At 65.3% G+C, this 18,483-nt stretch carries 15 protein-coding genes; 3 read left to right on the forward strand and 12 right to left on the reverse strand.

Features of this window, described 5'->3' with window-relative positions; genetic code table 11:
* Positions 1-25: 25 nt before the first annotated feature.
* The 4 genes from ACLB6G_RS17960 to boxC all read right to left on the reverse strand — a co-directional run bounded on the left by ACLB6G_RS17960 (position 26) and on the right by boxC (position 4,995).
* A complete protein-coding gene (locus ACLB6G_RS17960; RefSeq protein ID WP_410357587.1) occupies positions 26-466 on the reverse strand; it encodes an acyl-CoA thioesterase in 441 nt (146 codons plus the stop codon).
* The gene (gene boxA, locus ACLB6G_RS17965) at positions 450-1,652 is read right to left on the reverse strand and encodes a benzoyl-CoA 2,3-epoxidase subunit BoxA (RefSeq protein WP_410357588.1); all 1,203 of its coding nucleotides are present in this window, start codon (positions 1,650-1,652) and stop codon (positions 450-452) included. Before boxA ends, ACLB6G_RS17960 begins: the two co-directional genes overlap by 17 nt.
* A 134-nt stretch (positions 1,653-1,786) precedes the next feature.
* Positions 1,787-3,226, reverse strand: coding sequence for a benzoyl-CoA 2,3-epoxidase subunit BoxB (boxB, locus tag ACLB6G_RS17970; RefSeq protein WP_410357627.1), 1,440 nt, complete (start codon positions 3,224-3,226; stop codon positions 1,787-1,789).
* A 104-nt stretch (positions 3,227-3,330) separates the two neighbouring features.
* The gene (gene boxC / locus ACLB6G_RS17975) at positions 3,331-4,995 is read right to left on the reverse strand and encodes a 2,3-epoxybenzoyl-CoA dihydrolase (RefSeq protein ID WP_410357589.1); all 1,665 of its coding nucleotides are present in this window, start codon (positions 4,993-4,995) and stop codon (positions 3,331-3,333) included.
* A gap of 293 nt (positions 4,996-5,288) precedes the next feature.
* On the opposite strand from boxC, the gene ACLB6G_RS17980 reads away from it, so the two are divergent.
* Positions 5,289-5,759 (forward strand): MarR family winged helix-turn-helix transcriptional regulator, encoded by a 471-nt coding sequence (locus tag ACLB6G_RS17980; protein ID WP_410357590.1) that lies wholly within the window; start codon positions 5,289-5,291, stop codon positions 5,757-5,759.
* A gap of 18 nt (positions 5,760-5,777) precedes the next feature.
* On the opposite strand, the gene ACLB6G_RS17985 is transcribed toward ACLB6G_RS17980, so the two are convergent.
* The 8 genes from ACLB6G_RS17985 to ACLB6G_RS18020 all read right to left on the reverse strand — a co-directional run bounded on the left by ACLB6G_RS17985 (position 5,778) and on the right by ACLB6G_RS18020 (position 15,652).
* Positions 5,778-8,900 (reverse strand): efflux RND transporter permease subunit, encoded by a 3,123-nt coding sequence (locus ACLB6G_RS17985; protein ID WP_410357591.1) that lies wholly within the window; start codon positions 8,898-8,900, stop codon positions 5,778-5,780.
* Positions 8,890-10,086 (reverse strand): efflux RND transporter periplasmic adaptor subunit, encoded by a 1,197-nt coding sequence (locus ACLB6G_RS17990; RefSeq protein ID WP_410357592.1) that lies wholly within the window; start codon positions 10,084-10,086, stop codon positions 8,890-8,892. Before ACLB6G_RS17990 ends, ACLB6G_RS17985 begins: the two co-directional genes overlap by 11 nt.
* A gap of 144 nt (positions 10,087-10,230) precedes the next feature.
* Positions 10,231-10,908, reverse strand: coding sequence for a sirohydrochlorin chelatase (locus ACLB6G_RS17995; RefSeq protein WP_410357593.1), 678 nt, complete (start codon positions 10,906-10,908; stop codon positions 10,231-10,233).
* A 123-nt stretch (positions 10,909-11,031) separates the two neighbouring features.
* The gene (locus ACLB6G_RS18000; protein WP_410357628.1) at positions 11,032-12,072 is read right to left on the reverse strand and encodes an L-idonate 5-dehydrogenase; all 1,041 of its coding nucleotides are present in this window, start codon (positions 12,070-12,072) and stop codon (positions 11,032-11,034) included.
* A 10-nt stretch (positions 12,073-12,082) separates the two neighbouring features.
* The gene (locus tag ACLB6G_RS18005; RefSeq protein ID WP_410357594.1) at positions 12,083-13,360 is read right to left on the reverse strand and encodes a TRAP transporter large permease; all 1,278 of its coding nucleotides are present in this window, start codon (positions 13,358-13,360) and stop codon (positions 12,083-12,085) included.
* Entirely contained in the window at positions 13,357-13,857 is a 501-nt protein-coding gene (locus ACLB6G_RS18010; RefSeq protein WP_410357595.1) for a TRAP transporter small permease, read from the reverse strand. The genes ACLB6G_RS18005 and ACLB6G_RS18010 overlap by 4 nt, the downstream gene beginning before the upstream one ends.
* Before the next feature lie 74 nt (positions 13,858-13,931).
* Entirely contained in the window at positions 13,932-14,903 is a 972-nt protein-coding gene (locus ACLB6G_RS18015; RefSeq protein WP_410357596.1) for a TRAP transporter substrate-binding protein, read from the reverse strand.
* A 44-nt stretch (positions 14,904-14,947) separates the two neighbouring features.
* A complete protein-coding gene (locus tag ACLB6G_RS18020; RefSeq protein WP_410357629.1) occupies positions 14,948-15,652 on the reverse strand; it encodes a GntR family transcriptional regulator in 705 nt (234 codons plus the stop codon).
* Positions 15,653-15,780: 128 nt separating this feature from the next.
* On the opposite strand from ACLB6G_RS18020, the gene uxuA reads away from it, so the two are divergent.
* Positions 15,781-16,998, forward strand: coding sequence for a mannonate dehydratase (gene uxuA, locus ACLB6G_RS18025; protein WP_410357597.1), 1,218 nt, complete (start codon positions 15,781-15,783; stop codon positions 16,996-16,998).
* Positions 16,995-18,470, forward strand: coding sequence for a mannitol dehydrogenase family protein (locus tag ACLB6G_RS18030; RefSeq protein WP_410357598.1), 1,476 nt, complete (start codon positions 16,995-16,997; stop codon positions 18,468-18,470). Before uxuA ends, ACLB6G_RS18030 begins: the two co-directional genes overlap by 4 nt.
* The last annotated feature ends 13 nt before the right edge of the window (positions 18,471-18,483 follow it).

Genomic DNA, 18,483 nt, shown 5'->3' on the forward strand with positions numbered 1-18,483 from the left:
TGAAGCGGAAGCTGGCGGGGTGGCGTCAGTTTTCGATGACGAGGTGCGCGACCTTTTCGCGCACGAAATCCGGCGCCTTGATCGCCGCCAGATGCGTCCGGGAGTCCACGAACACCTCCACGAATTCGCCCTCGAAGCAAAGCACGCCGCCCTGGTAGCCCTCTACCGAAAAGCGGATCGAACTCTCGCCAAGGCGCAAAAGGCGCACCTGGCATTCAAGCCGATGGCGCGGCGTCACCGGTGAACGGAAATCGATGGAAAGATGGACGAAGGGCGTGCCCACGCCCTTGTCGATGTTCATGCGGAACCAGTCCTCGCCGACACGGGTTTCCCACCAGGCGTCGATGGCTTCCAGGGCGAAATAGGGAATGCGTCCGGTATAGGCGATCCGCGCCGGGTCGCAATCGGCCCAGCCGACGCGGATCGTATGCGTGAAGACCTTCTCGTCCTCAGTAGGTTTCGACATGGTAGCGTCCCTGTTCGCGCATGGCATCACGCAGGGAAATCCACTCCACCCCGGTGCTTTCTGCAATATTGGTCAGCGCCTTTTCCACACCCTCTTCCATGCCGCGCAGCCCGCAGATGTAGACGTGGGTGTTCGGATCGCCCAGCAGTTCGGCGATCTCGTCTTCCTCGACCTTGAGCCTGTCCTGGACATATTCCTTCGGCGCGCCGGGCACGCGGGAGAAGACGAGGTGCTTGTTCAGAACGCGGTTGGGCACCTTGTTGAGCGGTCCGAAATAGGGCAGGCAATCAGGCGAGCGCGCACCGAAGAACAGCGTCATCGAGCCGCCATGGGTGCCCACGGTCCGCTGCCTGCGCATGGTGAAGGCGCGGAAGGGCGCCGAACCGGTCCCGGTGCAGATCATCAGCAGGCGGGCCTGCGGATCGTCCGGCAGCAGGAAGGTCGATCCGAACGGCCCCGTCACTTCCACCTCGTCACCGATCTTCAGGTCGCAGACATAGTTGGAGCAGACGCCCTTCTCTTCCCGTTTCACCGTCAGCGAAACGTTGTTGTAGTTCGGCCGTTCGCCGTCCCGCGGGCTGGAAACGGAATAGAGCCGCGGCAGGTGCGGCTTGCCCTGCGCATCCGTCCCCGGCGCGATGATGCCGATCGACTGGCCCTCCAGCACAGGCATGGACTGGTTGCCGAAATCCAGGATGATGTGGCGCACGTCGCTGTCGGCCCCTTCGGCCGTCAGGCGGAAATTGCCCGTTACCCGCGCTTTGGCCGGCTTGGAGATCGTGTAGAGGTTGACCGTCGGCTTGGAGGCCGACGCCGGCGCGCGCGACCGCCCGCCCGCCCCGGCATGGGCCTCGGCCAGCAGCTTTGCCATGGCTTCGTCAATGGCTTCGATGGCGGTGTCGCCAGCCCCGCCTTCGCCGCCGGTCGCGATGTCCTGCTGTTCGGGCAGTTCATCCCATGAGAACTGCTCTTCCAGCGTATAGGGGGTCGTGACCACGCGCCATTCGTCGATGGAGCCGGTGGGACACACCGGAATGCAGTCCATGCAGAAATTGCACTTGTCGAAATCCACCACCACGTTCAGGTCGTCATGGGTGATCGCCTGGATCGGGCAGGTGTTCTCGCAGGTGTAGCAGCGGATGCAGATCTCCGGATCGATGAGATGCTGCTTGAGCGGCTTGGTCATGGTTCATCCCTCGGTCGCAGCGCTTGGGCGCCGTCGTTCTTCTGGCGAATGCAGGTCGCGGGAAGCGGACAAGGGACATGCCGTCGCGGCAAATGCCAAGCACCATGCTCCTTGTCCGTGTTACCCGCTTGCCATCACGCCATGTGCAGCTTGACGTATTCGAAGTCGCCCGGCTTGTTGTCGATGCCGACCTTCGGCGGAGCGATCCAGCCGGCGAACTTGCCCGGCTCGAAGACCGGCTTCATCAGCGACTGGATGAAGTCGCCATCGGCCTTCGACGGCAGCCATTCATCGCGGCGGCTGTCCCATTCCTCGCGGCTGATGACCAGGCCTTCCGGCGTGACCGGCGCGCCGGAGAAGGTGCCGATATGGCGGTGGAAGGCCTCGTGGGGCAGGTTGAGTTCGAAATCGACATTGTGCTTGCGGATGATCTGGTTCCAGCGGCGAACGCCACCGCGGGCGTCTTCCGTATAGTCGTCGCGAAGGCGCATGTTGATCGCCGAAATCGCGTTGACTTCCTTGACCAGGATCTGCTTGCCGTCGAACTCGGCGACCGGATAGGTCGCGTCCTTGAGCCGGTGATCGTCCTCCAGCTTGTTCTCGCGGTAGCGGCCCTTCAGGCCCCAGTTGAACGAGTTGGCGGCATTGGTCGAGATTTCCGAACCGAACAGGTCCAGCGAAAGCGTGTAGTGCAGGTTCAGCTTCTTCTGGATCGTCGGCAGGTCGATGACGCCGAGCGCGCGGATCTTGTCGGTGTCGAAGGGATCGGTGATGCCGTGCTCGTTCATCACCTCGCAGGTCCGCTGGATCGTGCGGCCGACGCCGGTCTCGCCCACGAACATGTGGTGCGCTTCCTCCGTCAGCATGAAGCGGCAGGTGCGGCTCAGCGGATCGAAGCCCGACTGGGCCAGCGATTCAAGCTGCATCTTGCCGTCGCGGTCGGTGAAATAGGTGAACATGAAGAAGGACAGCCAGTCCGGCGTCTCCTCGTTGAAGGCGCCCAGCATGCGCGGTGCTTCCTCCGAGCCTGACTGGCGGCGCAGCAGGTCGTCGGCTTCCTCGCGCCCGTCGGCCCCGAAATACTTGTGCAGCAGGTAGACCATGGCCCACAGGTGGCGGCCTTCCTCGACGTTCACCTGGAACAGGTTGCGCATGTCGTAGAGCGATGGCGCGGTCTTGCCGAGGAACCGCTGCTGCTCCACCGAAGCCGGCTCCGTGTCGCCCTGGATGACGATCAGGCGGCGCAGGAGCGCGCGATATTCGCCGGGCACCTCCTGCCAGGCCGGTTCGCCATAATGCTCGCCGCACGGAATGATGCGGTTCTCCACCTTCGGCGCCAGCAGCACGCCCCAGCGGTATTCCGGCATCTTCACATAGTCGAACTTGGCCCAGCCCTGCGGATCGACCGACACGGCGGTGCGCAGGTAGACCAGGCTCTTCTGGAAGTTTTCCGGGATCAGGTCGTTCCACCAGTTGATATAGCCCGGATGCCACTTTTCCAGCGCCTTGAGCACGCGACGGTCGCTGGAAAGGCCCACATTGTTCGGAATCAGCGTGTCATAGGACACATTCATCGTATCTGACATTGTTCACTCCCGTTCGTTCATGACGTCGATGTTCCCGCAACCGGGGAAGTCCGGGCGCGCGTCCGCGCCCGGCAAGATCCGCTGCGGCCGCGTCACACGCGCCGCATGTCGTAATTGCCGCGCTGGCCGGTGCCGTAGCGCTGCAGCGCGCCTTCCGGCCCGACGGCATTGGGACGCTGGAACACCCAGTTCTGCCAGGCGGTCAGGCGGCCGAAGATGCGCGTTTCCATCGTCTCCGGACCGGCGAAGCGCAGGTTCGCTTCCATCGCGGTCATCGCGTCGGGCGAAAAGGATGCGCGCTCCTCGAGGAAGATGCGCACCTCGTCCTCCCAGTCGATGTCGTCGAAGGCAAAGGTGACGAGGCCGAGGTCGGAAGCCTCTTCGGCCTCCAGCGCCTCGCCCAGATGTTCCTTGGCGCCATCCACGCGCTCCGGTTCTCCCAGGAAGCGGGTCTGCAGCCGCGTCAGGTCGTTCGACATCGGATAGGGCCCGAAATTGGCATCCGTCAGGCGGATCGTGGCGATCGGGCGGTTGTCGCCCTCGAATTCGCCTTCGGCCATGTAGGACCGGTCGACGGCAAACAGGATCTCGGCAAGCGTGCCCGCGAAGCAGGAACCCGGCTCCACCAGCGCGACGAGCGAGCGCGACGTCAGGTCGAGACGCTTGAGCACGCGCTTCCAGTACAGCGCGATCTCGCGGGCGAACCAGTCGGAACCGGCATTGTCCAGCACCACCTTCTCGTGCGCCACGACCCGGTCCGGATCGCCCTGCGTGCGGATCACGAGTACGCCGATCTCCAATTCGTTGAGGCGCAGATGCAGGATCGCATCGTCCAGTTCACGCGCGCAGCGCAGCATCCAGCCATCCGCGCCCGCCGCGTGAAGCGCCGCAGCATCCGCCGGCGCGTCCTCTTGCGGACCGGAAATGGTCATTGTCGCCAAGCGCTTGTCACGGTCGATGGTCACTTCAACGGTGGAATAGGACAGCGAACCGTCCTCGTGGATCGTCCTGTCCAGCGGCGTGAGCTTGACGCCCTTGGCACCCGAGGGACGGTCGGACATGGCGGCAAACGCCCTTGCCCGCTCGGCCACCGCCTCGTCGAACTTGGAATTGGCGACCACCTCGTCCACCAGCCGCCAGTCCTTGGCCTTCTTGCCGCGCACGCCCTCCTCGATGGAGCAGAACACGTCGGCAAGGTCCCGCCGCACCTTGCGCTTGTCGGTCACGCGGGTCAGCCCGCCCGTGCCCGGCAGCACCGCCAGCAGCGGCACTTCCGGCAAGGCCACGGACGACGAACCGTCGTCGGTCAGGATGATGTGGTCGCAGGCCAGCGCCAGTTCATAGCCGCCGCCCGCGCAGGCGCCCTTGACCGCCGCGATATAGTACTGGCCGCTTTCGGCCCCTGCCGCCTCGAACGTGTTGCGCGTCTCGTTGGTGAACTTGCAGAAATTCACCTTGTGCGCATGGGCGGCGCCGCCGAGCATGCGGATATTGGCGCCGGCGCAGAAAACGCGGTCCTTGCCCGACTGCATCACCACGACCTTCACGTCCGGATGCTCGAAACGCAGACGCTGCACGGCATCGGCCAGTTCGATATCGACGCCAAGGTCATAGGAATTCAGCTTGAGCTGGTAACCCTCGAACAGGGTCGCATCCTCGTTGACGTCCATGATCAGGCGCGCGACATCGCCCTCGACCTCGATGCGCCAGTGCTTGTAGTTGTCCGGGTTGGTCTGGAAATCGATGATCCTGCTCATCGCGGCATCCCTCCGCTGTTCTGATTGATGGAGAGTATAGTGCACTTTACTGCATAACTCTAGGCCTTAAATGAAGAATCTTTGCAATTTCCAATTTATATATGTATTTCAATGACTTAATTCATAATGGAAATGGCATTGCTAGTGCAATATAATGCATATTATACGGCTGCAAGGCGATGAACGGACGCAGGACCGGCCCGTGCGCGGCCGGCACCCCCGGCGGTAAAGTTTGCCTATGTTATAATCATGACCCATGATTTATGGTCGTTCGCGGATGAAAGGACGACAGCATGAAGCAGGAGACGATTCGCGCGCAGGCGGAACCGGCAAGCGTTGCGGACGCGGTGCCCCCGCTGGACACGATCATAGGCTACAAGCTTCGCCGTGCCCAGTTGGCGGTCTTTCAGGATTTCGCCGAGAGTTTTTCCAGGATGAAGCTGCGCCCGGCCGAATTTTCCGCCCTGGCGCTGATTGCCCGGCAACCGGGAAGCAAGCAATCGGAAATCGCCGAGGCTCTGGGAGTCAAGCCGGCCAACCTTGTCGCGTTGATGGACGGGCTGGAAAAGCGCGGCCTGGCCGAGCGGCGCAAGACCGATGCGGACCGCCGTTCCTATTCGCTTTACCTCACGGCCAAGGGCGAACGGTTCGTGATCGCGATGGCCGATGTCTGGCGCGATCATGAAAACCGCATGATCGAGCGCCTCGGCGGTGAGGCAGAGAGCCGCCGCTTCATTGCGATGCTCGAAAGGGTCGCCGGCTGAGGAGGCCGCGCCTACTGGTCAGCCTGCTTCCGCCTCTGCCAGTTCGCGCTCGAGCCGCGCCTGTTCCGCCGCCTTGGGCGTGGAGAACCCCGCCAGCAGGAGATAGGCGACCGGCGTCACGAACAGTGTCGCGATGGTCGCAAGCCCCAATCCGCCGACGATCACCCATCCAAGGGCGATTCGCGCCTCCGCTCCCGCCCCGGACGCCAGGACCAGCGGCAGTCCGCCGAGCACGGTGGAAATCATCGTCATCATGACCGGGCGCAGCCGGCGCACCGCCGCCTGCCGTGCCGCTTCGGCCACGCTGGCGCCCCTGTCGCGCAACTGGTTCGCGAATTCCACGATCAGGATGCCGTTCTTGGCCATGATGCCAACCAGGAGGACGAGCCCGACCTGGGAATAGACGTTCAGGCTGGTTCCCGTCAGCGCCATGGCGAAGACCGCGCAGGCCAGCCCGAGCGGAACCGTCAGGATGATGATGAAGGCCGAGACGAAGCTCTCGAACTGGGCCGAGAGCACCAGCAGGACCACCACGATGGCAAAGGCGAAGACCAGGCCGATGGAGCTGCTGGTTTCGTCGAGGGTGGCGGCCTCCGCGAGCGGCACCAGCCGGCCGCCCGGCGGCAGCAGCGGTGTCGCGATCTCGTTGAACCGCGCCATCGCGTCGGCGAGCGCGAATTCCGGCGAAAGGCTGGCGGTGATCGACACGGCGCGCAGTTTCTGCTCCCGGTCGAGCGATGGCGCAACCGGGCGCTCCTCAAGCGTCGAGATGGTCGACATCGGCACCGTTCGGCCATCGGACGTCTGGATGAAGATGTTTTCCAGGTCTGTGGGATCGTTGACCGGATTGGACGTCGACAGCAGCTTGATGTCGATGGCGCGATCATTCAGGAAGACCGAACCGATGGCCCGTCCGTCGAGCATGGACTGGATCACTGCCGCCAGCCCGGAAATGTCGACGCCAAGGTCGGAGGCACGCTCGCGGTCCACCTGGATCGACAATTGCGGCTGCGTCGTCTCGTAGGACAGCCGCACGCGCCCGAACCGCGGATCCTGCTCAAGTTGCTGCATCACCTTGTCGGCAGCCGCGGCCAGTTCGTCGTAGTTCTCGCCGGCGATGGCCACCTGCAAACCGTTGCCCGCGCCGCGAATGCCCAGCGAATTGGGCTGGATGGCGAAGGCGCGCACGCCCACCACCTGCCCTGCCAGCCTGTTCATTTCCGCCACGATCTCCTGCTGCGAACGCGTGCGCTCTTCCCAGGGCGCGAGCGTCAGCACGAGGAAGCCGCTATTGGCACGCCCGCCGCGCCCGGCGATCGAGAAGATGTTGGTGACCTCGCCGGAGGCCCGGTAGGGCTCGGCCAGCGCCTCCAGCTTGCGGATCTGGCTGGCGGTGTAGTCGAGGCTCACGCCCTGCGGTGCCGAGACCGTGAAGATGACGATGGAGCGGTCTTCGGGCGGTGTCAGTTCCTGGCGCAAGGTGGTGAAGGTCGCTGTCGCGGCACCGGCCACGATCACCGCCGCCACGATCACCACCAGCGGCGCCTTCAGGCACAACTCAAGCAGGCCGGCGTAGAGCCGTGTCATCATGGCGCCGAACCGGCCGACGAGACCAGGCTTCGCGTCGCTGTCGCTGGCGCGCGGCTGCCCCGTCAGGAAACGCGATGCCAGCATGGGGCACAGCGACAGCGCCACGACGGAAGACAGCATGACCGAGAGCGCCAGCGTGAAACCGAACTCGCGGAAAAGCCCGCCGGCCTTTCCCGGAAGGAAGGAAATCGGGATGAAGACCGCCGCCAGCGTCGCCGTGGTCGTGATGACGGCGAAGAAGACCTCGCGCGTGCCGATCACCGCCGCCGCGCGCGCGGTCATGCCCTCGTTGCGCCGTGTGACGATGTTCTCCAGCACGACGATGGCGTCGTCCACCACCATGCCCGTCGCCAGCACCAGCGCCAGCAGCGTGAGGATGTTGACGGAAAAACCGGCCAGCCAGATACCCGCAACCGCGCCGATCAGCGCCACGGGGATGGTCAGCGCAGGCACCAGCGTGGCCCGCACGTTGAGCAGGAACAGGAAAATCACTGCGATAACGATGGCGATTGCCAGCGCCAGCGACGTGACAACCTCCCTGATGGCGCCCGAAATGAAGGTCGCGTCGTCGGAGGTGACCTTCACGGTCACCCCGTCGGGCAGGATGGTGCGGATTTCATCCACCGCCTTGCGCACGCCCTTCGAGATATCGAGCGTGTTCGACCCGGCCTGCCGCACGATGCCGAGCCCCACGCCATTGGCGCCGTTGGCTCGCAGCGAACTGTCGCCGGGATTGGGGCCGAGGGAGACACTGGCCACGTCGCCGATACGCACCCGGTCCTTGATGATGATGGCCTCGAATTCCTCCCTGGAGGCGACCGTCGCCGTCGCCCGCACGACAAGGTCCTGGCTAGCCGAAGTCAGCGAACCGGCGGGCGCATCGAAAGCCGCCGTCGAGAGCGCCCGCGCCAGGTCGGCCACCGTCAGGCCGCGGCTGGCGAGCCTCGTCTGGTCCACGTCGATGCGGAAGATCTCGTCGCGGTCGCCATAGACCTGGACATCGGCCACGCCCGGCACGGCGGTCAGGCGCTCCACGATGTCGTCCTCGACGAGCAGCGTCAGTTGCTGCACGGTCAGCCGGTCGGAGGTGACCGCGATGCGCATCACGGCCTGGGCATTGCCGTCCGCCTTCACGATGATCGGGTCGTCGGCATCGTCCGGCAGGTCGCGCGAGATGCGGTTGATCGCGTCGCGAAGGTCGGAGGCCGCTATGTCGAGATCGGTCTCTTCGGTAAATTCCACGGTGACGCTGGAGCGGCCGAAGGAGGAGGAGGACGAGATCGAGCGCACGCCCGGCACCCGCCCGGCAGCACCTTCGATCCGTGCTGTCAGTTCGCGGTCGATGGTTTCCGGCGCGGCGCCGGAAAAATCGGTGCGCACCGTGATGACAGGGCTATCGGTTTCCGGCAGTTCGCGGATCTCGGCTCCGTAGAGCGCCGCGAGCCCCGCGACGACGATGAGCAGGCTGACGACAATGGCAAGCACCGGCCGGCGCACGAACAGCGCCGCGATGTCATTGGCATTGCCCTTGTGCGGTCCGTCAGCTTGCATCGGACACCTGCGGGCGCGGCTGGTTTTCCCGGAAATTCTCGCCCTGGATACGGATGGCCGCGCCGGGCCTGAGCGATTGCAGGCCTTCGGTTACCACGAGGTCACCCTCTTGCAGCGGTCCGTCCACGAGCACGCTGTCGCTGTTGCGCTGGATGATCGACACGGCCACCCGTTCGACCTTTCCGTCGACGGCGCGCCAAACATGGGCGCCGGCCGAACTCCACTGGATGGCCAGCGGATCGACCGCCGGCCAGGTTTCGCCGGGCAGGCGCATTTCCACCCGGAACGACATTCCGGGCCGCAGCCTGTCCTGCGGATTCTGCACCATGGCGCGTACCTGGATCGTCCGGCTCGCCCTGTCGATTCGGCTGCCCGTTGCCTGCACCACGCCCTCGAAGGTCTCGCCGGGCAATGACACGGCATGGGCAGTCAGCGGTTGTCCGACGGCGATGATCGGGGCGAACCGTTCAGGCAGCCAGAAGTCGACGAGGATCGATGAGCGGTCGTCGAGCGTGGCGATCTCGGCCTGGGTGGTCACATAGTCGCCTTTTTCGACCGGAACCAGGCCAGCGCGGCCGGAGATCGGCGCAATGATGCTGCGCTTTTCGAGCTCGACCTGAGCATCGCGAAGTGCCAGTTCCGCCGAGTCCACCGCGTTGCGCGCGTCGTCCAGTTGCGTCTGCGACGTGGTGCGGCTCTCGAACAGCCGTTCCGCGCGCTGCAGGGCGTCGCGTGCCGTCTTCAGGGCAAGCTCGGCCCTGTCCCTGGCAATTTCCTCGCTGCTGGAATCGAGCTTCGCGATGACGGTGCCCGCCTCCACCTTCTGGCCGGCCTCTACATTGACCTCCGTCAGGACACCCGACGACAGCGGCACCACGGTCACCGAGCGCAGGGCCTCGCCGTCGCCGATGGCCGTGATCCGGTCATTGATCCGCGCGGACGTAACAGGCTGTACCGAAACGAGGGCTTCACGGCTACCAAAACCGCCGCGCCCTCCAGCACCGCCACCGCCACCGCCGCCATTTGCCTGCGCGGCCGGGTCTGAACCGGTCAGCAGCGCGATCGTGGACGCATCCAGCCCGAACCGCGCCAGTTGCTCGCCGGCACCTGGAACAAGGCGTGCGTAGGCAAAGCCGGCTATGGCCAGCAAGGCGATGGTAAGGAGAACCTGTTTCCAGAATGCCATATGGTCTTCCCGCTCGGCCGGCCGTCCCGGCACACGGCTCCAAGCCGATAGAACCGTTTATTTGGGCCGCAAAGCAATATCTGGCAAGTTAATTTGCTGTCATCAGGGCACCGGCCTTGCGACCACTGTGTTCACATCCTGCTTTCACAGGCCATCGGCCTGTCGGAAGGCCTCGACCGCCAGTTGCGCGACAAGTCCCGTGTCGGCGGCCGGAGTCAGCACACGCGCTGGCGGAAATCCCGCTTCCGCAATGATCGCGTTCATGTCGTCCGCGCCATGCAGGCCCTGGCCGGCGAACAGGCTGACAATGGCCGCGTTACCGCCCAGGCCGCGAACCGCCGGCTCCACCAGGGGTTCCTCTTCCAGGAAGGCGCAGCGCACCGGTATGCCGAGGGCCGTTGCCAGGTGTCTGGCAAAGGCCTCCGTGGCGCGCCGCGAGCGGTCGTCCTTCGTCGAACCATGGGCAGCGACAAGGACAATTTCCGGCGCGCCGCCTTCCAGCCCGCGCAAACGTGCCGCGCAGGCCCGTGCGAAAGCCGGATCGGCGCCAAGTGCCGGAAGGATGCGGGCCGTCACGCCGGCCGAGGCAAGGCGCGAAGGCAGTTTTTCACGGACGAAAAAGCCCTCGCTCATGAAGACCGGGTAGACCCGGACGGGACAAGCGTCTGCGCCAGCCACAGCGCTTTCGAGCGCCGGCTCGCCCGACAGCACGCCACAGCGCACGGTTGCCTCGCCGCCGAGCAGTGCGGCGGCCTGCCGGCAGATCGAGCGCAGCCGGGCATTGTCACCCGCTCCGCCGCGTTCGCCGTGGGCGGCAAGCACGAGGAGCGGTTCACCGGCGGCAGGTGCTGCCTGCCCGCAAAAAGGACATGGTGCGGTCATGAGCCCAATGGATCAGGTCGCGTTGTCCGCCGCAAGGCGTGCCGGGCCGTTCGGCCCTGCCGCTCAGGCGAAGGTGAGATGCACCTTCACCGACCGCGAACGGTCGCCGGCGGCCTCGAACGCCTCCAGCGCATGCTCCAGCGGGAAGCTGCCGGTGATGATCGGCTTGACATCGATGGCGCCGCTGTCGATGAGCCGCACCGCCTCGGCAAATTCCGGGTGGAAGCGATGCGTGCCCTTCAGGGCGATTTCCTTGGACACGACCAGGTTCAGCGGAATGGCGATGTCGCCGGTCACGCCGACCTGCACGATGGTGCCCCTGGGCCGCACCGTGGTGATGGCGGTGCGCAGCGCCGCCGGCGCCGCCGAACATTCGAAGGCCACGTCGAAATGGCCCTTGTCGGCGGTAAAGCTCTCCATGGCCGCGCCGTCGCGCCCGACATTGACCGTCTGCGTCGCACCCATGCGCGCGGCCACCGCCAGCGTCGCGTCCTGCAGGTCGGTGACGACCACCTCCGCGGCGCCGCGTTCGCGCGCCACCGCCGCGCACAAGGCGCCGATGGGGCCGGCGCCCGTCACCAGAACGCGGGCGCCTTGCAGGTCGACGGCCTGGTTGGCGGCATGCACGCATACGGCCAACGGCTCCGAACAGGCGGCCTCGGCGATGGACGTGCCTTCGCCGACCGTCTCGCATTGAACCGCTTCGGCGATGATGAGATCGCGGAAACCGCCCTGCTCGTGGGGAAAGCGCATGGCCGACCCGTAGAAGCGCATGTTCAGGCAATGGTTGAACTGCCCGGCATCGCAATATTTGCAATGCCCGCAGGGCCGGCTGGGATTGAGCGCCACCCGGTCGCCGGGCTTCACGTTCGTCACGCCCTCGCCCACCGCCTTCACCGTTCCCGCCACCTCGTGGCCGAGGATGATTGGTTCCTTGACACGGATCGGACCGAACCCGCCATCGTGGAAATAATGCAGGTCGGACCCGCAAATGCCGCCGGCGCCGATGGCGACGAGCACCTGCCCCGGTCCGGGATCGCCGACCGTGTCGGTCTCGATGCGGATGTCGTGCTTGTCGTGAAGGCGGCAGACGCGTGTTTGCATGGACATGATCCTAATCCATCAGGACAGAGGGAAGCCAGGTGGAAATCGCCGGTACGTAGGAGACCAGCAACAGCACCAGGATATTCGTAAGGAGGAAGGGCGCAATGGCCCGGACCACCGGCGTCAGCGGCAGGCGGGCGATATTGGCGCAGATGAACAGGCAGACCCCCACCGGCGGCGTGGTCAGCCCGATCATCAGGTTGAGAACGGCGAACGTGGCGAAATGCAACGGGTCGATGCCCACGCCCTGCGCCAGCGTCAGCAGTGGCACGAACAGGATGATCAGTGCCGCGATCGTCTCCATGAACATGCCGACAAACAGCAAGAGGATGTTGATGAGCAGTATGACGACGAACTTGTTGTCGGTAATGTCGAGGACGGCCGAGGCGATGGCCTGCGGAATGCGCTCGGCCACGAGAATCCAGCCGAACACGTTGGCAAAACCGACCAGCGCCAGGATGGCGGCCGAGGAGACCGCGCTGTCGATGACGATCTTCGGCACCGCTTTCAGCGGCAGTTCGCGGTAGACGAAGCAGCCGACGATGAAGGCATAGAGGCTGGCGACGACCGCCGTTTCGGTCGGCGTGGCAAGCCCGCTCATCAGCCCGCCGATGATCAGCACCGTCATGAAGATCGCCCAGAACGCCCCCAGGAAGGAGCGCCCCAACTCGCCCGCACCTTGCCAGGGCTGGCGCGGGAAACCCTTGCGCACGGCGATGATGTAGGTCGTCAGCATCATGGCAAGGCCCATCAGCACGCCCGGAACCGCCCCCGCCAGGAACATCTTGCCCACCGAAATGCCCGACAGTGCACCGACGATGATCATCGGCACCGAGGGCGGGATGATGGGCCCGACCGTGGATGACGCCGCGGTGACGGCGGCCGAGAAATCGGCAGGGTAGCCCGCCTTCTTCATGCCGGGAATCATCATGCCGCCGATCGATGCCGCATCGGCCACGGCCGTGCCGGAAATGCCGCCGAAGAGCATGGAGCCGGCCACGTTGGTCAGGCCCAGTCCGCCGCGTGCCCAGCCAACGAGCGCATTGGCAAACCGGATGATGCGTTCGGTGATGCCGCCGGAATTCATCAGGTTGCCGGCCAGGATGAAGCCGGGAATGCAAAGCAGCACGAACACGTCCATGCCGGCATACATCTTCTGCGGCATGACGACGAGCGGAATGCCCGCTGTCAGCAGGTAAGCGGCGGATGCAAGCCCCAGCGTCACCGCCACCGGAATGCCGATGACGAGCCCGGCGATGAAGACGCCGATGAGGATGGCAAGGCTCATGCGTGTTCACCGCTTGTCTGGGGAGGACGGCCGTCGGAACGGCCCAGAAGCATTTCAACGGCCCGCGCCAGCGCGAAGACCGCGAGCGAAGCCAGCAGCACCAGCATGGTCACGTGCAGGAAGTCCATGCGCCATCCCAGTGCCGGCGAGGTCTGCATGACGCCGATGGAGGTGTATTTCCAGGCCGGCGCGATCAGCGCCAAGGCCAGCGCCGCCGTGGCGACGGCGGAAACGAAGCGCAGGCGCTTGGGCCAAGCGCCGGGAAGCGAGTCGCAGACCAGGTCGACATTGACCAGGTCTCCGTTGCGGAACGACAGCCCGACGCCGAAGGCGGCGAGATAAAGCAGGGCGAAGCGCGTCAATTCTTCCGTCCAGACCGGCGAACTGCCGATGAAGCGGCCGGCGATCTGGATCAGCACCGCGATCATCAGCACCGCGAAGGCGATGCCGGTCGCAAGGCGGCTGAACCGGACGAGTAGGGAGACGATGCGCTGCATGTAGGGCCCCGCTGAGCCAGTGGCAGAAGGCGGCGCCGGACGCAAAGGCCCGGCGCCACCTTCATTTGAGGATATCAGTTGGAGAACAGGCCTTCCACGATCGGCTTGATCTCTTCGTTGACGTTCTTCAGCACGGCGTCCTTGGCTTTCGCCTGGAAGGCCGGACCGTCGACCTCGACGAAGGTCATGCCCTTGCCTTCCAGATAGGCACGGTCATCGGCGAGCGATGCATTGAAGAGTTCGCGCTCATAGGCCTGGGCAGTCTTCGCCGCTTCCATCACCGCCGCCTGGTCGTCAGCCGAAAGCTTGTTCCAGGTGCTCTCGGCAATTGTCAGGTAGATCCACGAACGCACGTGCTCGGTCATGTTCACATGCGACTGCACTTCGTTGAAATTGGCAGAGCGGATCAGCGCGAGCGGGTTTTCCTGGGCCTCGATCGTGCCGTTCTGCAGCGACGTGAACACTTCCGAGAAGGCCATCGGGCCGGGATTGGCGCCCAGCGCGCTCCACACGTCCACGAACAGCGGCACGTTGGGCACGCGCATCTTCAGGCCGTTCAGTTCGTCGGGCGAGGTGATCGGGCGGTTGGAGGTCAGGTTGCGCGGACCGCGCGCGAAATAGGCGATCGGACGGATCTGCACCTTCTCGATGATCTGCTGCTCGATCTTGTCGCCGATCTCGCCGGAGGCCACCTCGTCCATGTGCTCGATGGACTTGTAGGCATAGGGCACGGCCAGCAGCGCGGCCATCGGCGCCCAGTTCTGCAGGCTCTCCCCGGTGATCGTCATGTCCACGGTGCCAAGCTGCATGCCGTTGATCAGGTCGATTTCCTTGCCCAGCGATTCATTGGGGAAGACCTCCACCTCGATGCGGCCGTCGGTGAGGCGCGCGAGTTCCTCGCCGAACTTCACGGAGGCCAGGTGCCAGGGGTTCTGCTCATTGGCCAGATGGCCGAGCTTGAGCGTCATGTCCGCGGCAAGCGCCGAACCGGCTAGCAGGCCGGCGGTGATGGTCGCGATTACGGTTTTTCCAAGGGCTTTCAGCATGGTCTCCTCCTTTGCTGACAGGGAGTTTCAATGGGTGGCGCGGATCAGGTCTGGTCCGCGTCCTCGAAGAATTCGGGCCGGCTGCCGGCAATCGCCGGCAGATCGTTCAGGATTTCGCGCAAATGCGCGCGCATGGCCCGTTCCGCGGCGTCCGGGTTGTGCCCCGCGATGCCGTCAACGATGGCAGTGTGCTGCTCGATGAGCTTGTCCATGGGAAAGCGCTGCGCGGAGAGATGCCGCACGCGGTCCATTTGCGCCTTGACGCTTTCCACCACGTTCCAGGCGTAGGTCTTGCCCGCTCCGCTGGCCAGCACCCGGTGAAACCGCTCGTCAAGCTCGACGAAGCGCAGCCATTCGCCGGCGGCCGCAGCCTTGGCCTGCGCGGCGAGTAGCCCGCGCAACTCCTCCTCAAGTCCCGGCACGGACGATTGCGCCAGCAGCCGCACGATGTCGGCCTCGATGGCCTCGCGCACGAAGCGGGCATCCATGACGGATGGAATGGCGATCTTGCGCACGAAGGTTCCGCGCTGCGGGCGGATTTCCAGCAATCCCTCTTCGGCCAGCTTGATGAAGGCCTCGCGAACGGGCTGGCGGCTGACGTCATAGCCGCCCGCGATTTCGGACTCGGAGATGCGCGTGCCCGGCTCCAGGTCGCCCCGGATGATCCGCTCGCGCACAAGCCGGTAGACCTGGGGACCGACGGCGGTTCCCGTGTCCAGAAGGCGTTGCGGCGATTGCTGGATGGTCATTGCGATCATTTCCTCCTGGTCAGAGCGCTATACCATACTTCCATACTAGTCAACAGTGCGCAGGACTGCTAAGGAGTCGCGAACGGGAATGCAGCGCATCGCAGGCAGGCGGCGGCGAGGAGGACAGGATGAAGCAGACGTGGCGTTGGTTCGGACCCAGGGATCTCGTGTCGGTGGACGACATGCTCCAGGCCGGGGTGCAGGGTGTGGTCACGGCACTTCATCATGTTCCCACTGGCGAGGTCTGGACGCCTGAAGAGATCGAACGCCGCCAGCACGAAATCGCACGCATGACCGATGGCGCGCCGTCCGGCCTCACATGGGACGTGGCAGAGAGCCTGCCTGTCTCCGAGGACATCAAGAAGCAGCGGGGCGACTGGTGCGACCACATCGCCAATTACAAGACCAGCCTGCACCATCTCGCCGCCGCCGGCGTTGAAACGGTCTGCTACAATTTCATGCCGGTGCTGGACTGGACGCGCACGGACCTGAACTGGCGCCTGCCGAACGGCGCCACCTGCATGCGCTTCGACTATGCCGACTTCGCCGCCTTCGACATTCACATCCTTGAGCGAAAGAACGCGGCCGCGGATTTCCCGGAAGAGGTGGCGGAGGAGGCCGCACGCCGCTTCGCCGCCATGGACGATGACGCCCGGCAGGCGCTCGCCCGCAATGTGGTCTTCGGCCTGCCGGGCGCGGCGGAACATTTTACGCTGGACGACGTGCGCCGCCATATCGCCGAATATGACGCGATCTCGCCGGAGCGCCTGCGCGCCCATTTCATCGATTTCCTTTCGGAAGTCGCGCCGGTGGCCGAGGATCTTGGCCTGCGCCTGTGCTGCCACCCGGACGATCCGCCCTTCAACCTGCTCGGCCTGCCGCGCGTGATGTCCACCGAGGCCGACTACAAGGCGATGATGGACGCCGTGGACACGCCCGCCAATGGCATCACGCTGTGCACCGGCTCGCTCGGCGCGCGGCCCGACAACGACCTCCCCGGCATGATGAAGCGCCTGGGCGACCGGGTGCACTTCCTGCACCTGCGCAATGTGAAGCGCGACACGGACGCCCTGCGCGGCTCCTTCTTCGAGGCCGAACATCTGGGCGGCGATACCGACATGGTCGCCGTGCTGGCCGCCGCACTGGCCGAGGAAGCGCGCCGGAAGGCAGCAGGACGCGCCGACTGGTCGATCCCCATGCGCCCCGATCACGGCCAGGACATTCTCGATGACCTGAAGCGCAAGGCCCAGCCCGGCTATCCGGCCATCGGGCGGCTCAAGGGCCTGGCCGAATTGCGCGGCATCATCGCCGCGCTTTCCCACCCCGGTACAGGCACGGCGGCATGACCGGACGCAAACGCCTTGCCAGCCTTGCCGGTGTCACAGGTCCGGCCGCCCTGCCCGGCTACGATCCTGCCGCCCACGGCTGCGGCATCGTCCACATCGGCGCCGGCGCCTTTCATCGCGCCCACCAGGCGGTCTACACGGACGCTGCCCTGGCCCGTTCCGGCGGCGACTGGCGCATCACGGGCATCAGCCTGCGCGGCACGGAGGTGGCCGATGCGCTCAACCCGCAGAACGGCCTCTACACGCTGGTCGAACGCGGCGCTGAGGGCACCACGGCCCGCGTCATCGCCAGCATCGACCGCGTCATTGCCGCTACGCGCGACCGGGCCGCGCCGCTTGCCGCCATGGCCGATGCAAGCACGCGCATCGTCTCGCTGACGGTGACGGAAAAGGCCTATGGCATTGGCCGCGCGGCCACGGATGCCGACCCGGCCCACCCCGCCGTCGCGGCCGATCTGGCCAATCCGGGCGCCCCGCAAGGGGTGCTCGGCCTGATCGTGGAAAGCCTGCGCCTGCGCCGGGCGGCGGGTATCGCACCTTTCACCGTGTTGTGTTGCGACAACCTGCCCGACAACGGCGCACTCCTGGCCGCCGGCGTTACCGGTTTTGCCCGGCGCCTTGATCCGGAACTCGCCGACTGGATTGCCGGAAACGTCGCCTTCCCCTCCACCATGGTCGACCGCATCACGCCGGCCTCCACGGAAGAGACCCGTGCCGAAGCCGCCCGGCAGACAGGCTGCGACGATCACGGCGCAATCGAGACGGAAGCCTTCACCCAATGGGTGATCGAGGACCGCTTTCCTTCAGGAAGACCGGACTGGGAAGCCGGCGGGGCGCTCTTCGTCGATGATGTGAAGCCCTACGAGCACATGAAACTGCGCATGCTGAACGGCGCCCATTCCATGCTCGCCTATACCGGTTTCCTGGCCGGTCATGTCCACGTGCGCGATGTCATGGGCGATCCGGCGCTGGCAGCATTGGTCGGCCGCCACATGCGCGCTGCCGCTGCCACCCTGCCGCCGCTCGCCGGCATCGACCTCGACCGCTATCGCGCCGCCCTGCTCGCCCGCTTTGCCAATCCGGCCATCGCCCACCAGACCTACCAGATCGCCATGGATGGCACGGAAAAGCTGCCGCAGCGTATAGTCGCGCCGGCCATGGAAACGCTGCGGGCCGGTGGCGATTTTCGCCCCTTCGCCTTCGCCGTGGCTGCCTGGATGCGCTATTGCCTGGGTCGCACGGAAGGCGGCGAGGCCTACGCCTTGCGCGATCCGCGCGAGGCCGAGATTGCGGCCGCGCTTGCCGCCACGTCCACGGCCGGAGAGATCAGCGCCGCGCTGCACGCCCTGCCCGGCCTGTTCCCGCGCGCGCTTTCCGAAGATGCGGCCTGGGTGTCTGCCGTGTCCGCCGCGCTCGCCGTGATGCTGGAAAAGGGTATGGCGGCAGCCATCGAAAACGAAATGCGCGACTGAAACGCACAAGCCT

The sequence above is a fragment of the Zhengella sedimenti genome, assembly GCF_046506625.1.
In the GTDB taxonomy this organism is placed as follows: domain Bacteria; phylum Pseudomonadota; class Alphaproteobacteria; order Rhizobiales; family Rhizobiaceae; genus Zhengella; species Zhengella sedimenti.